Source organism: Kineococcus halophytocola (assembly GCF_041276425.1).
GTDB classification, from domain to species: Bacteria; Actinomycetota; Actinomycetes; order Actinomycetales; family Kineococcaceae; genus Kineococcus; species Kineococcus halophytocola.
In genome coordinates this window covers 1-13,468 of record NZ_JBGFTU010000037.1, presented here as the reverse complement: position 1 = coordinate 13,468, position 13,468 = coordinate 1, and the positions used below count along the sequence as shown (strand labels likewise).

13 protein-coding genes and 1 pseudogene are annotated in these 13,468 nt (G+C 74.5%); 4 read left to right on the top strand and 10 right to left on the bottom strand.

What is annotated here, in order from left to right; translation table 11 throughout:
- Window positions 1–215: 215 nt before the first annotated feature.
- Together AB2L27_RS19710 and AB2L27_RS19705 are read left to right on the top strand one after the other, a co-directional pair.
- The gene (locus tag AB2L27_RS19710) at window positions 216–1,094 is read left to right on the top strand and encodes a 3-methyladenine DNA glycosylase (protein WP_370443196.1); all 879 of its coding nucleotides are present in this window, start codon (window positions 216–218) and stop codon (window positions 1,092–1,094) included.
- Window positions 1,095–1,181: 87 nt separating this feature from the next.
- Window positions 1,182–2,387 carry a Gfo/Idh/MocA family protein gene (locus tag AB2L27_RS19705; protein WP_370443194.1) on the top strand — a complete coding sequence of 402 codons (1,206 nt, stop codon included), beginning with the start codon at window positions 1,182–1,184 and terminating at the stop codon, window positions 2,385–2,387.
- 27 nt (window positions 2,388–2,414) lie between these two features.
- Here the strand turns inward: AB2L27_RS19705 and AB2L27_RS19700 are convergent, their stop codons facing one another.
- The 5 genes and pseudogenes from AB2L27_RS19700 to AB2L27_RS19680 all read right to left on the bottom strand — a co-directional run bounded on the left by AB2L27_RS19700 (window position 2,415) and on the right by AB2L27_RS19680 (window position 6,058).
- Window positions 2,415–2,990 (bottom strand): hypothetical protein, encoded by a 576-nt coding sequence (locus tag AB2L27_RS19700; protein WP_370443193.1) that lies wholly within the window; start codon window positions 2,988–2,990, stop codon window positions 2,415–2,417.
- A 55-nt stretch (window positions 2,991–3,045) separates the two neighbouring features.
- A pseudogene (locus AB2L27_RS19695) lies at window positions 3,046–3,270 on the bottom strand (helix-turn-helix transcriptional regulator); the annotation flags it as partial.
- A 157-nt stretch (window positions 3,271–3,427) separates the two neighbouring features.
- Window positions 3,428–4,282 carry a siderophore-interacting protein gene (locus tag AB2L27_RS19690; RefSeq protein ID WP_370443192.1) on the bottom strand — a complete coding sequence of 285 codons (855 nt, stop codon included), beginning with the start codon at window positions 4,280–4,282 and terminating at the stop codon, window positions 3,428–3,430.
- A gap of 7 nt (window positions 4,283–4,289) precedes the next feature.
- Complete coding sequence (locus tag AB2L27_RS19685) at window positions 4,290–5,291, bottom strand: siderophore-interacting protein (RefSeq protein ID WP_370443191.1); 1,002 nt, start codon at window positions 5,289–5,291, stop codon at window positions 4,290–4,292.
- 86 nt (window positions 5,292–5,377) lie between these two features.
- Window positions 5,378–6,058 carry a hypothetical protein gene (locus AB2L27_RS19680; protein WP_370443190.1) on the bottom strand — a complete coding sequence of 227 codons (681 nt, stop codon included), beginning with the start codon at window positions 6,056–6,058 and terminating at the stop codon, window positions 5,378–5,380.
- Window positions 6,059–6,186: 128 nt separating this feature from the next.
- Here AB2L27_RS19680 and AB2L27_RS19675 point away from each other — a divergent pair, with 128 nt between their 5' ends.
- Complete coding sequence (locus tag AB2L27_RS19675) at window positions 6,187–6,327, top strand: hypothetical protein (protein ID WP_370443189.1); 141 nt, start codon at window positions 6,187–6,189, stop codon at window positions 6,325–6,327.
- 52 nt (window positions 6,328–6,379) lie between these two features.
- The gene (locus tag AB2L27_RS19670; protein WP_370443188.1) at window positions 6,380–7,063 is read left to right on the top strand and encodes a GNAT family N-acetyltransferase; all 684 of its coding nucleotides are present in this window, start codon (window positions 6,380–6,382) and stop codon (window positions 7,061–7,063) included.
- On the opposite strand, the gene AB2L27_RS19665 is transcribed toward AB2L27_RS19670, so the two are convergent.
- From AB2L27_RS19665 to AB2L27_RS19645, 5 genes are all read right to left on the bottom strand, one after another.
- Window positions 7,054–8,823 carry a glycoside hydrolase family 3 protein gene (locus AB2L27_RS19665; RefSeq protein ID WP_370443187.1) on the bottom strand — a complete coding sequence of 590 codons (1,770 nt, stop codon included), beginning with the start codon at window positions 8,821–8,823 and terminating at the stop codon, window positions 7,054–7,056. The genes AB2L27_RS19670 and AB2L27_RS19665 overlap by 10 nt on opposite strands.
- Window positions 8,824–8,895: 72 nt before the next feature.
- On the bottom strand, window positions 8,896–10,530 hold the full coding sequence (locus tag AB2L27_RS19660) for a sulfatase family protein (RefSeq protein ID WP_370443186.1): 1,635 nt from the start codon (window positions 10,528–10,530) through the stop codon (window positions 8,896–8,898).
- A gap of 23 nt (window positions 10,531–10,553) precedes the next feature.
- Complete coding sequence (locus tag AB2L27_RS19655) at window positions 10,554–11,873, bottom strand: MFS transporter (RefSeq protein WP_370443185.1); 1,320 nt, start codon at window positions 11,871–11,873, stop codon at window positions 10,554–10,556.
- Between the two features lie 123 nt (window positions 11,874–11,996).
- Entirely contained in the window at window positions 11,997–12,584 is a 588-nt protein-coding gene (locus tag AB2L27_RS19650) for a TetR/AcrR family transcriptional regulator (protein WP_370443184.1), read from the bottom strand.
- A gap of 45 nt (window positions 12,585–12,629) precedes the next feature.
- Window positions 12,630–13,313 carry an HAD family hydrolase gene (locus tag AB2L27_RS19645; RefSeq protein WP_370443195.1) on the bottom strand — a complete coding sequence of 228 codons (684 nt, stop codon included), beginning with the start codon at window positions 13,311–13,313 and terminating at the stop codon, window positions 12,630–12,632.
- Between the last annotated feature and the right edge of the window lie 155 nt (window positions 13,314–13,468).

Genomic DNA, 13,468 nt, shown 5'->3' with positions numbered 1-13,468 from the left:
CAGCGGGCCCCGCGCGGGGGGGGGGGGGGGTGGGGGCGGGCGGGGTGGGGTCGGGCGCCCTGCGCGCCGCCCCCTCCACCGTCGGTACGGTGGACCCGGTGCGAGGGAACGGGCGAGGGGACGTGCACGGGGACGTGCGAGGGGATGTCGTGCTCGCCGGTCGCGGCGAGCAGCCGCACGGGGACGGTGACCGGCCGGCGACCCCCGGCCCACCCGTGCTGGACCCCGTGCTGGACCTCGTGCTGGACCCCGACGTGTGGCGCGAGCGCGAGCGCCGGCACGCCGAGCGCGCCGCGGCGCTGACGGGACGGGCCGCCGAGCGCCGGGCCCGCGGGGAGGCGCACCCCGTGGAGGACTTCCTCTACACCTACTACTCCTGGGCCCCCGGCAAGCTGCTGCGCTGGCACCCCGGCGTCGGGGTCGTCCTGGCCGGGGCCGACGAGCGTGCCGGGTGGGCGAACTACGAGACCGTCCCCGGCGGGGTGCGCGTCGACGCGGCCGGTCTGGTCTCGCGGCGGCGGGCCACCGTCCGCCTGGCCCGTGACGTCCTGGTCGCCACCCGGGGCCGGGCCCCGCAGCTGGCCTGCTTCGGGCTGCACGAGTGGGCGATGGTCCACCGCACCCGCCCCGAGGAGGTCCGGCACGCCGGGTTGCCGCTGCGGCTGGGGCACGAGGGGACCGACGCGGTCGTGGACTCGCACCGGATCCGCTGCACCCACCACGACGCGTTCCGGTTCTTCACCCCCACCGCGGTCCCGCTGAACGAGGTGCAGCCCACCCGCCAGGACCAGGCCGCGCAGGAGCAGCCGGGGTGCCTGCACGCGACGATGGACCTGTACCGGTGGGCGATGAAGCTGTCCCCGGCGGTGCCGGGGGAACTGCTGCTGGACTGCTTCGAGCTGGCCGGGGACGTCCGCGTCCTGGACATGCGTGCCTCCCCGTACGACGTCTCCTCGCTGGGTCTGGACCCGGTCAGGATCGAGACGGCCGAGGGCAAGGCGCAGTACGCGCGCGCCCAGCGGGAGTTCGCCCAGCGGGCGGACCCGTTGCGGGCCGCGCTGGCCGGTGTCTGCGAGGCCCTGCTGCGGGCGTGAGCCGGGGGCGCTCGACGTCGCCGGCGGCGGCGCGAGGATCATCGTGGGGGTCATCGTTCGCGCCCCGACTCGCTGGAGAGTTCCCCCGTGAAGATCGCCGTCATCGGTACCGGCCAGTTCGCCCGCAGTTTCATCGCCCTGTGGCAGTTGCACCCCGACGTCGAGGAGGTGTGGGTCAGCGACCTCGTCCCCGAGCGCGCCCGGCAGCACGTCGAGTCCCACGGCCTGGCCGGGTCCTTCGACACCTTCGAGGACGCCCTGACCTCCGACGTCGACGCCGTCGCGATCATGACGCAGCGCTGGTCGCACGGTCCGCTGGTCCTGCAGGCGCTGGCCGCCGGCAAGCACGTCTACTCCGCGGTGCCGATGGCGAGCACCGTGGAGGACTGCGAGGCCATCGTGGCGGCGGTGCGCGAGACGGGGCTGGTCTACATGATGGGCGAGACCAGCTACTACAACCCCGCCACCGTCTGGGCCCGTGAGCACATCGCGGCCGGGGAGTTCGGCCGGGTGTTCTACGGCGAGGGCGACTACGTCCACGACATGGACAACGGGTTCTACGCCGCCTACCGGTACAGCGGTGGGGACGACTGGAAGGAGACGGCCAGCTACCCGCCCATGCTCTACCCGACCCACGCCCTCGGCGGGGTGCTGGGGGCGTGGCCGTCCCACGCCGTGAGCGTGAGTTGCACGGGCATCAGCGACACCCGCGGCGACGGGGTGTTCGACACGGCGGTCTCGCGCTGGGGCAACGACTTCTCGAACATGTCGGCGTTGTTCGAACTCGCCGACGGCGGGGTGGTGCGGACCAACGAGTTCCGCCGGGTCGGGTACTGGAGCGGGCCGGAGTCCAGGTTCCGCTTCTACGGCACCGAGCAGGTCATGGAGCAGTCCGTCACGTCCACGGTGGTCACGGTCAAGACCGAGGGCGAGGACTACCGCAAGGGCAGGACCCTCGACATCAGCGACGAACTGCGGGCCGGTGAGCACGCGGACGTCTCCGAGGACCTGGCCGACATCGACCCGGCGCTGCTGAGCAGTTTCCGGTCCGGGACCGCGCGGGTGCACGACCGCAGCCGGCTGCCGCGGGAGTTCGAGGGCGCGCCCAACGGTCACGAGGGGGCCCACCACTTCCTGGCCGACGACTTCGTCGTGGCGGTGCGCGACCGCGCCCACCCGCCGGTCAACGCGTGGGTCGCGGCCCGGTTCACCGTCCCGGGGATCGTCGCGGACCGCTCGGCCCGTCAGGGCGGGGCGCGGCTGCCGGTCCCGGACTTCGGCGACCCGGTCTGACCGGTGCCACCGGCGCGGGTGAGCGGGTCAGCCGCCCGCGCCGGTGAGACCGGCGTCGGTGTCGGCGGGGTCGGCGTCGGGGTCCTCGACGGCAGGGCGCCCGTCCCAGGCCAGCGCGGCGGCCGGCAGCGCCCCGGCCGTCCAGAAGGCCGTGAGCAGCAGGGCCATCCAGCCGACGCTGCCGATTAGCGGCGTCCCCGTTTCCTGGTCCAGCAGCCCGTTGCCCACGGCCAGGGCGACCAGGACGCCGAGCAGCACCAGGGTGAGGCGGAAACCCCGCCGGTGGGCCCGGTCGCGGTCGCCGAGTTCGCGTTCGTCGAGCAGGTCCGCCGGGGCCCCGTCGAGCATCCCGGTGACCCGGCGCAGCGTCGCGATCGCGCAGCTCCCCACCACCGAGGTCACGCCGAGGAGCACGGCGGTCAGGGCGCCGCCGCCGGCCGTGGCGGCCAGCACCCCCAGGACCAGGGTGAGCACCGGCAGCAGCGCCAGGGCGCGACGGGCGGTCCGGGTCCGCGCCCAGCCCGGCAGCGGTTCCCCGCGACGCCGCTGCAGGTCCAGGGCCTGCTCGGTGCGGCGCCGGGTGCCGATCCTGGGAGTGCTCACGGGGTGACTCCTGTCGTGGACGGGGTCGTGCCGGGGGTCTGGGGGCGGGGCGCCGGCGGGGCGTAGAGCTGGGCCGACATGGGGGGAAGGGGGCCAGGGAGAAGAGGGCCTCGACGGGCAGGTCGAAGTGGGCGGCCAGGCGCAGGGCGAGCTCGACGGAGGGCCCGTAGTCACCGCGTTCGAGGAAGCCGACGGTCTGGACGTTGACGCCGACGGCCTCGGCCAGTTGCCGGCGGCTGGTGCCCCGTTCGGCGCGCAGGACGGCGAGCCGGTTGTGCAGCCGCCGGCCGTCCGGGGGGCGTCGCGTCGTTGCCGCTCACCCCTCCATGTTGCGATGACGCAACACGCGGCGCAAGACCGGCAAGGGCGACGGCCCGGTCACCGCCCCCGGTCGCGGGTGGGTCTCCCGGCCGGGGGAGCGCCGGGAGGGTGGGCCCTCAGACGCCCGCGCTCTGGTCGTCGGTCTCGGTCGCTGCCACCCAGTCGCGCTTCTCCGAGCGCCAGCCGTCCTCGGTCCGGCCGCGCCGCCAGTAGCCGGAGGCCGACAGCAGCTCGCGCGGCACGCCGAGGTCGGTGCGCACCCACCGCCGCACGGCGCGGACGGTGTCCGCCTCGCCGTGCACGAAGGCGTGCGGCGCCCCGGGCGGCAGGTCCAGGGAGCGCAGGACGTCCAGGAACGCCTCCGGGTCCGGTGCGGCGCGGTGCACCCAGTGCAGCCGCAGGTCGCCGGGACTGCTCAGCGGCAGTTCCTCGGCGGCCGAGCGCACCTCGACGACGGCGACGGCGCTCGCCCCGGCCGGGACGCGTTCGAGGGAGGCGGAGATCGCGGGCAGGGCGCTGGCGTCACCGACGAGCAGGTGCCACGGGGCGTCGGCCGAGGGCGTGTAGGCGCCCCCGGGGCCGAGCATCCAGACCTCGTCGCCGGGCCGGGCGGCCGCGGCCCAGGGTCCGGCGATGCCCTCGTCGCCGTGCACGACGAAGTCGACCGTCACCTCCCCGTCGGCCACCGCGCGCACCGTGTAGGTGCGCTGCGCGGGCCACTCCTGGCGGGGGCGCTCGGCCCGTACCGCGGCGACGTCGAACGGTTCGGGGTAGTCGACCCCGGCCAGGGGGAACACGAGCTTGACGTAGGAGTCGGCCTGCTCCACGGCGAAGTCGGCGAGGTCCTCACCGCCGAGGACCACGCGCACCATCTCGGGGGTCAGCCGTTCGACGCGCTGCACGACACCGCGCCGCTGGCGCCGGCCTCCGGTGGGTCGCTCGGCGCTGCGCTGCGAAGGGTTCTGCACCATCTGATCCTCACTCACCTTCGGCGCGCCCGGCGCGCCAGTACCCCATGAACGCCACCGAGGACCGCGGGACGCCGACCTCGCGGACGAGGTGGCGCCGCAGCGCCTTGACGACGCCGGACTCCCCGGCCAGCCACGCGTACAGGCACTCCGGGCCCGCGGCCTCGGCGTTCTCCGGGACGTCCCAGAGGATCCCGTCCTCGTCCTCGGCGTCCTCCCCGTCCTGGTTGTCCTGGCTGTCCTGGACGGCCGCGTCCTCGGCCCGGACCTGTTCGACCAGGGCGGAGGCGACGTCGTGGACCCGGCGCTGCAACAGCTCGCCGGGGGCGTGGACCCCGTTGCGGGGCAACCACTCCACCGTCAGGTCGGCGTCAGAGCGCAGGTCCAGCAGGTCGCCCGCGTCCGGCACCTCCAGCAGCGCGGTCGCCGTGATCCCGGCGGGCAGCCGCTCCAGCACGGCCGTCACGGCCGGCACCGCCGTCTCGTCCCCGGCCAGCAGCAGCGTGCGGGCCCCGGCCGGCGGGGCCCACTCGACCCCCCACATCCGGCCCGTGCCCGGCGCGTCCGGTCCGACGAGGACGACCTCGTCGCCCACGGCCGCCCCCGCGGCCCACCGCGAGGCGGGCCCGGCGTGCCCCGCCGCGTCCCCGACGCCGTGCAGGACGAAGTCGACGTCGATCTCGGCGTCCCTCTCCGCCGTCGCCGGGCGGAACCCGCGCACGGTGTAGGTGCGCATGACGGGGCGGGCGGCCTCGGGCAGTTCGCGCCACCACGTGTACCAGTCGTCCTGCGGGAGCTCGTGGTCCTGCAGGGGGCGGGGGGACAGCAGCAGCTTGAACCGCTGGTCGTACCCGGCGGCGCCGAAGGAGGCGAGCTCGGGGGAGGTCATCGTCACCCGCACGAAGCTCGCCCCGAGGCGTTCGACGGCCGCGACCCGGACCCGGAACAGGGTGTACGAGGCCCGCACCGCCTCCCGGCGCCCGACCCGCACCTCGTCCGTCTGCGTGCTCATCCCACAACCCCTCAATCGATGTGAGGACAGGCTAACCGAACTGTTCGGGTGAGGGGAACCGCCGGGTCCGGACCGCTCGTCCGGGCTCAGGCTCGGGGGTGGACGCGGGCGATGCGCACCTGCCCGGCGTGCAGGCTGATCCGGGGGGAGTACCCGAACACCGCGGACGCGGTGAGGAACTCCTCGGCCCCGAAGTCGACCGACGTCAGGCTCACCTGCAGGTACCCGCGCAGGCCGACGAGCTGCTGGTCGGCGACCACGGCGTACCAGGGCCGGTGGCGGCGGGAGGTGAACTCCACGTCGGCCTCGCACCAGCCCGCGTCGACCGTGCGACGCCGGCCCCCGATGAGGCGGAGCCCGGCGAAGCGCCGCAGCTCGGCGTCCAGGTAGGCCGACGGGCTGTCCACGGCCGCCGAGACCTCGCTCACCGACCGCGTCGCCGTGACGAGCCAGTCGGCCAGCGCGTCCGGGGTCACGTCCTCCACGTCGACCTGCGGCAGCAGCCGCTCCAGGCAGGCGTGGTCGACGGCCCCCGCCAGCGTCGTCAGAGCCTCGGTCTCGGCCCGGGTGACGTCGTCGAGGTCGGCCCGCCGCACCGGCACCGGTTCGCCGGCGGCCCGCACCTGGGTCCGCGGGTCGGCCTCGGCGGGGGCCTCGGCGTCGTCCCACAGGCTGAAGGCGCTGTGCCGGTGCACGTCGCCGACGTGCTCGGCGTCCAGGGTGATCGTCTCGCCCCGGCGGGACAGGACGGTGGGTTCGCTCTCCATCGCCGCCGATGGTAGAGAACCCGCGCCTGCCCGGGCGAACCACTTCCCTGCTCCTGTGGACGGGTCCCCGCCCCGCGCGGGGCGGGAAAGCCGTTGACCGGCCGGTCCGGCCACGGTCGACTGTCGCCGTGCTGCACCCCCGGACCCACCTGAGCGCCGACGACCTGCGCGCCGTCGCCGACCTGGAGGACCGCGTCGTCGCCCACGACGGCGGCCGCCTGAAGATCGAGTGGGGGGAACCTGCGCGCCCGCTCGGCCGATCCCGGTGACGGGCCGACGACGGACCTGCTGTGGTCGGAGGGGGGACACGTCGTCGGGTACGTGGGGCTGGACTCCTGGGACGGGCGCACCGTCGAACTGGCCGGCACGGTCGACCCCGCCGCGCGCGGCCGGGGGATCGGCACGGCCCTGCTGGAGGAGGCCGTGCGGGTCTGCCGCGACCGCGGGTCCGCCCGGGCGCTGCTCATCGTCCCGCGCCCCTCGGCGGCCGGGCACCACCTGGCCCGGCGCTGCGGTGCGCCGCTGGAGCACTCCGAGCACGCGCTGCGCCTGGACACCGCACCCGCTCCCGGGGGTGAGGACCCGCGCACCAGGCTGCGCCCGGCGACCTCGGACGACCTGAGCGTGCTGGCCGACCTGCTGACCGCGGCGTTCGGGCAGGCCCCGGTGCACCTGGAGGCGGGGTTCGCCGACGGCGGGACGCTCGTCGTGGAGCACGACGGCGCCGTCGTCGGAACCCTGCGGCGGCAGCGGGACGGGAGGTCGGCCGGGATCTACGGGTTCGCTGTCGCCCCCGGGTTCCAGGGCCGCGGGATCGGCCGCGACGTGCTGCGCCGGGTGAGCCGGCGGTCCTTCACCGAGGGCGCGACGTCGGTGCGCCTGGAGGTCGCGGTCGAGAACGACCGGGCGCTCGGGCTCTACACGTCGGTGGGTTTCTCGCGGGTGCAGACGGAGGACTACTACGACCTGCCGCTGTGGACCGCGAGCCCGCCGCGTCAGTCGTAGGACAGGCCGTGGCCGAACCGGAACAGCGGGTCGGCGGTGTCGAAGGGGACGTCCGGACGGCTGGCCTCCACGGCCGCCATCGAGGAGGGCAGGTCGAACGGCAGCCTCCCCCGCGGGGACGCGGCCCCGAAGACGACGTCGAGGAGGGCGGGGCCGCTGCTGCCGAAGGTGACCAGCAGGGCACCGGCGGCCGCGGCGATCTCCGGCAGCACGGACGGACGGTCCAGGTGGACGTCGACCACGGTGGGCACCGTGCGGCACACCGCCAGGACCCGGTCCAGCTCCTCGCGGGCGAAGGCGAGGGAGCCGGCGTGGAACATCGCCTCGAAACCCCCCGGCCGCGGTTCGAAGGGCGCCTCCAGCCGCAGCACGGCGACGTCGGCCTCCTCGGGGCTGCCGACCACGCTCGCCCGTCCGTCCAGGGCGGCCGGGTCGATCCCCTCGGTGTAGACGCGCAGGCCGCGCCCCAGCGGGAGGAGCCCGCGGTCGTTGGTCAGCAGGGTCACGGCCTCGCGCTGCGCCACCTCCCCCTGGGCGCGGAAGTCCGCGCGGCCCACCGTGACCCGGGCGTGCTCGGGGTCGACGAAGGGGTCGTCGAACAGGCCGAGGAGGAACTTCTCGCGCAGCAACCGGGCCGCCGAGACGTCGAGGCGTTCCTGGCTGACCCGGCCGGTCCGGACGAGTTCGACGACCAGTTCGGACCGGGCCTCGCCGCCGAACTGGTCGCACCCGGCCGCCAGGACGCGTTCCACGCGGGACAGCTCGTCCAGGTGCTCCACGCCCCACGCCCGCGCGGGCATGTCCTGCCCCATGATCTGCGTGTCGGTGATCAGCCCCCAGTCGGTGCAGACGATGCCGTCGAACCCGAGCTCCTCGCGCAGCAGGCCGGTGATGACGCCGTGGTTGAAGGCGAAGGCGACCTCCTCGTGCTCGGTGCCCACGGGCATGCCGTAGTAGGGCATCACCTGGCGGGCCCCGGCGTCCAGGGCCGCGCGGAACGGGGCGAGGTGGTGGTCGAACCGGCCACCGGGGTAGACCTGCTCACGGCCGTAGGGGAAGTGCGGGTCCTCCCCGTCCCGTTGCGGGCCGCCACCGGGGAAGTGCTTGGTCATCGTCGAGACCGACCCCGGGCCCACCTGCGCGGTCTGGAAACCCCGCAGGTAGGCGCGGACCAGCTCGCTGGTGAGGTCCGCGTCCTCGCCGAAGGTTCCCGCGATGCGGGCCCAGCGGGGTTCGGTGGCCAGGTCGATCTGGGGGTGCAGGGCCACGCGCAGGCCGAGGGCGAGGTACTCCCGGCGCGCGACGTCGGCGAACCGTTCGACCAGTTCGGCCGAGCGCAGCGCGGCCAGCCCCAGGGGTTCGGGCCACTGGGACAACCCCCCGGCGGCCGCGGCGACACCGGCGTTGTCGGTGAAGTGGTTGCGCGGGTCGGTGGAGAACGTGACCGGGATGCCCAGCCGGGTGCGCCGGGCCAGTTCCTGCACCTCGTTCTGCCACCGGGCCGTCGCGGCCGGGTCGTCGATGCTGCCGACGAGGTTGAAGTGCGACAGGTGCTGGCCGGTGACCATGTGGGCGGTGGAGGCCAGGCCGAAGGCGGGCTGCGCCTGCTGCACCGGTCCGGGGACGACCATGCTGTGGAAGAGCAGACCCGCCTTCTCCTCCAGCGTCATGCGCGGCAGGAGGTCGGCGGCCCGTTCGGCCGCGGACCGCTGCGGGTCCCGGTGGGGCGGCACCGCGGTGCCGGCCGGCGTCTGCGTCACGTCGTCTCCGCCTGTCGTCTCGTCGTTCGGGGGTCGTTCAGGGGTTCGCGCAGGGGTTCGTCCGGGGGGGCGTCAGCGTACGGGGACCGCGACGTCCAGGCTGGGTTCGTACCCCAGCCGGAACGCCCGGAACCACACCTGCGGGTGCTCGACCACCGGCAGCGGGTCGGTGAGCAACCGCCACCGGCGGCCGTCGTCGGCGGGGATGCCGACCACCTGGGCGAACCGCGGCCGGTCGGGCACGGGCCCGGGAGGGTCGTCGGTCCAGGCGACCGTCGCCCCCGGGGTCCGGCAGGTCGCGTGCAGCGACCCGTCCCGTTCCTCGACGCGGGGTTCGTCGGTGCTCAGGGGTTTGCCGCCGGGTCGCCACTGCTGCAGCAGGTCCTCCTCGGGGAGGAGCCCGAGGTCGCCGTGGCGGTCGGTCCACTCGTCCAGGGCCGCGCGCAGCCGCTCCAGGACGGGCCGGTGGGCCGGGTCGGCGGCGAGGTCGTGCTCCTCGTGCGGGTCGGCCAGGACGTCGTAGAGCTCCTCGGCGGGTTTCGAGGCGGCGACGATGCTGCGCTGCAACGGGGTGAGGCGGTCGCGGACCTCACCGGCACCGACCTGGTCGGCCTCCTCGAAGGCGAGCCGGCGCAGGTCGCGCCAGGTGTCGAGGTGGTCGGGGTAGTCGCAGTGCTGCATGGGGGAGCGGTCGGGGTGCAGGTGCCGGACGTACCGGTACCGCGCGTCGCGCACGGTGCGGGAGGTGTCCTCCTGCTCGTCCATGCGGTCACGACCGGCGAACACCAGCGGGTTGGGGTCGAGGAAGGTCCCCGCCTCGTCCCAGAGCGGCCGGCCGTGCATGTGGGCCGGGACCGGGACCCCGCACGCCTGCAGCAGGGTCGGGGCGAGGTCCATGAGGTGGACCAGTTCCCGGCGGTGCTGGCCGCCGGCGAGCCCGGCCGGCCAGCGCACGATGAGCGGTTCGCGCAACCCCCGCTCGGTGACCCACCGCTTGCCGCGGGGGAAACCGGCACCGTGGTCGCTCCAGAACACGACGACGGTGTTCTCGGCCAGCCCGTCGTCCTCCAGCTGCTGCAGCAGGTCCCCGACCCAGTGGTCCATCTCGGTGATGAGGTCCAGGTACCGCGCCCAGGACCGCCGGAACACCTCGGTGTCGGGGTGGTACGGCGGGATCTGCACCGCGTCGGGGTCGTGCCGTTCGGCGGCGGTGACGTGCGGGGTGGCGGCGGCGAACGCCTCGTCGTCGAGGTAGATCTGCGACTCGTGCGTGATCAGCCCGTGGAAGGCGGCGAAGAACGGCGTGTCGGCCTCGGGCCGGTCCCGCCAGTGCGCGGTGGGCGTGCACGCGTCGAACACCGTCGGGGGGACGGTGAGCTGGAAGTCGGTGAAGACGTTGTTCGTGGTGTGGTACCCGGCCCGGCGCAGGAGCTGCGGGAACAGGACGACCTCGGGCGGCGGCACGGCCTTCGTGCGCATGTGCATGGTGCCGATGGCCGTGGGGAAGCACCCGGTCATGATCGAGGAACGTGAGGGGGCGCACACCGGAGCCACCGCGAAGGCGTTGTCGTACACCACGCCCTGCTCGGCGAGCCGGTCCAGGTGGGGGGTGGTCGCCTGTTCCGCGCCGGGCCAGACCCCCGCGTACGCCCCGATCTCGGGGTTGATGTCGTGGGTGCTGATGAACAGGACGTTGGGGCGTGGCACGGTGGCTCCCGGGACGGCGGCGGTCAGCGGATGGACTTGATGAACTGGTTGAGCACCGCGCCGACGATCCCGACGACGGCGCCGCCGATGAACAGGGCGGTGTAGTTCTCCCCGCCCGTCCCGATGGCCAGGAACAACGGCGCCACGACCGGCACGAGCGTCTGCGGCAGGACGTTGGCCAGGTGCAGCACCCCCATGTCCTTCCCGACGTCGGCGCGGGACGGCAGCACCTCGGCCAGGAGCGCGGCGTCCACCGCGATGTAGGTCCCCTGCGCCAGCCCGGCGACGGCCGTGGCGAGGACGTAGACGTCGAAGGTGGGCGACAGGGCCGCCATCACGTGGGCCAGGGCGAGGACGAGCGCCGAGATCATGACGAAGACCTTGCGGCGGCCGATGCGGTCGGAGAACCGCCCCACCAGCAGACTGGTCAGGACCACGCACACGGTCGTCACCAGGGTCGTCCGCAGGATGGCGTCGCCGATGGTGCTCTGGTCGAAGCCGAACCGGTCCTGCAGGAAGAAGACGGCGTAGCCGGACAGGGTCATGTTCCCGAAGAACACGAACAACCGGGACCACCAGGCCAGGGCGAAGTCCGGCGCCTTGCGGGGGTCGGTCCAGAAGGCCTTGAGGAACAGGGAGAGCTGGAAGGGCGGCACGTCGGCGCGGGCGCGGGTGCGGTCCTTCAGCACCACCAGGAGCAGACCCACGCAGGCGAGCGTGAAGATCCCCGGGATGAGGATGGCCTTGGTCAGGTCGGGCAGGAAGAGCTTGGCCAGGAAGACCCCGCCGACGGCGGCGACGCTCTGGGTCAGGCCGATGAGGCCGGAGACCCGGCCGAGCTGGCGACGGGGCACCTGGTCGGGCAGCACCGGGTTCAGGGCGGCCAGCAGGACGTTGAAGGTGAGCTGGATCAAGCTCCAGCCGGCCAGGACCACGGGGATGGTCGAGGCGCCCGAGAGCAGGAACAGGCTGCCCGCCCCGAGGACGGCACCGGCGGCCAGCCAGGGCCGGCGCATGCCGAAGCGGCTCGTGGTGCGGTCGCTGAGCGCCCCGAAGACGTTCTGCGCCACGAGGGCGACGAACGAACCGACGCCCAGCACCAGGGAGAGGCTGCCGGCGCGGCCCTCCGGGTCGATCTGCCCGATCTTCAGGGCCAGGGTCACCTGCGCCAGGGGCAGCAGGGCCAGGTAGGTGCCGAAGAACGCCAGGGCGAGGGAGGTCTGGAAACCGACCCCGACCGCTCGTCCCTGCGGGGTGCCGGTGGGGACGGCGGTGCCCGAGACGTCGCCCGGGACCGTTTGCTGAGCCGCGTCGCGCGGCACTGACTGGTGTTCCGAACTCACGTCGTCGTGACCCTTCGTGAACCCCGGAGGGGGTGCTTTACCTACCTTGTACTCGGTAGGTAGAGCACCGTGGTGCGGGCCCGGGGCCCTTGTCAAGCGGTCGGGTCCCCGCCCGGCCGGCCCTCAGGGACGCAGGTGCGCCGTGGCCCGGTCGAAGGCGGCCAGCAGGTCCATCCCCGGCCGCAGCAGCACCTGCACCTGCAGGCCGTCCGAGAGGGCGGCCAGCTGGTCGGCGGCGTCCTCGGGGACGAGGGCGGGGGCGGCGCGCCCGGCGGCGACGTCGTCGCGGAAACCGCGGGTGAAGGCCTCGTGGATGTCGGCGTACCGCTGCACGAAGTACGCGTGCGCCGGGTGCTCCGGGTCGGTCGCCTCCGCGGCCAGGGTGACGGTCATCCGCATCAGCTCCGGCTGGCGCACGTTGTCCTCCAGGAAGGACCGGGCGAAGGCCACCGTCCCGGCCCGCGGCAGCAGGTCGACGGTCCGGTCGCTGCGCTGGGCGGTCCGGTGCTCCAGCACCGACAGCAGCAGGTTCTCCTTGGTCGGGAAGTGGTGCAGGAGACCGGGGACGCTGATCCCCACCGCCTCGGCGACGTCCTTGAGCGAGCCCTCGCGGAAACCCAGCCGCCCGAAGACCTCGACCGCCGCGTCCAGGATCTGGGCCCGGCGGTCCGCGGGGTGCAGCCGTTCCCGGCGTGTCGTCGAGGTGCTCACCGCTCCATCATGCCGCCGGGCGGGGACCCGCCCCGCCCGCGGCCCTCACCGCAGGAACGACGCGAGTTCGCGCAACGACGTCATCCGCTCCGGCTCGTCCACCGGCCCCTGCCCGTGCCGGTCCAGGTGCACGGCCCGCACCCCGGCCGCGCGGGCACCGACCACATCGACGGGGTGGTCGTCGCCGACGTGCAGCGTGCGGGCGGGGTCGGCACCCACGGCGGCGCAGGCGGCGTGGAACACCTCGGCGCGGGGTTTGGCCAGACCCAGGTCGCCGGCCGTCAGGACGGGCCCGACCCGGCCGGTCAGGCCGAGGGCCGCGAGCTTGGCGTGCTGCTGCTCGCGCACGCCGTTGGTGAGGAGGGCGACGCGCAGACCGGCGGCGGCGAGCGCCGCGAGCGCGTCCTGCACGTCGTCGAAACCGCGCCAGTTCGCGCGGTAGCGCACCAGGTACCCCTCGTGGAACTCCACGTCCAGGGCGGCGTCGTCGCCGACCCGGCGCCCCAGCGGGGGCAGGAACTCCCGCAGCCGGCGGCGGCGGTGCTCCTCGTGGGAGACGCGGCCCTCGCGCCAGGCGCGGTGGTGACGCTCCTCGGCGTCGTGCCAGGCCTCGTGCAGGGCCGGCGTCGGGTCCAGACCGCTCGCGCGGACCCAGTCGGCCACCGCGGCGCGGGAGGCGCCGCGGTGGTCGAACAGGGTGCCGTCGAGGTCGAGGACGACCGCGTCCAGCCCGGGGCCGCACCGGCCCGCGGGGCTCAGAGACTGTTTCAGATGTGGTGTGGGGTGGGGTGCTTGCGGGTGAGGCGGCGCAACATGAGCCGGGTGTAGGCGATCTCGACCATGGTGATGGCGGTGGTGGCGAGGCGTTCGTAGTCCCGCGCCAG

Coding starts and splice junctions, on each gene's coding strand:
- AB2L27_RS19690 (WP_370443192.1), bottom strand. CDS start 4,282: ATGGTGCAGAACCCTTCGCAGCGCAGCGCCGAGCGACCCACCGGAGGC.
- AB2L27_RS19685 (WP_370443191.1), bottom strand. CDS start 5,291: ATGAGCACGCAGACGGACGAGGTGCGGGTCGGGCGCCGGGAGGCGGTG.
- AB2L27_RS19680 (WP_370443190.1), bottom strand. CDS start 6,058: ATGGAGAGCGAACCCACCGTCCTGTCCCGCCGGGGCGAGACGATCACC.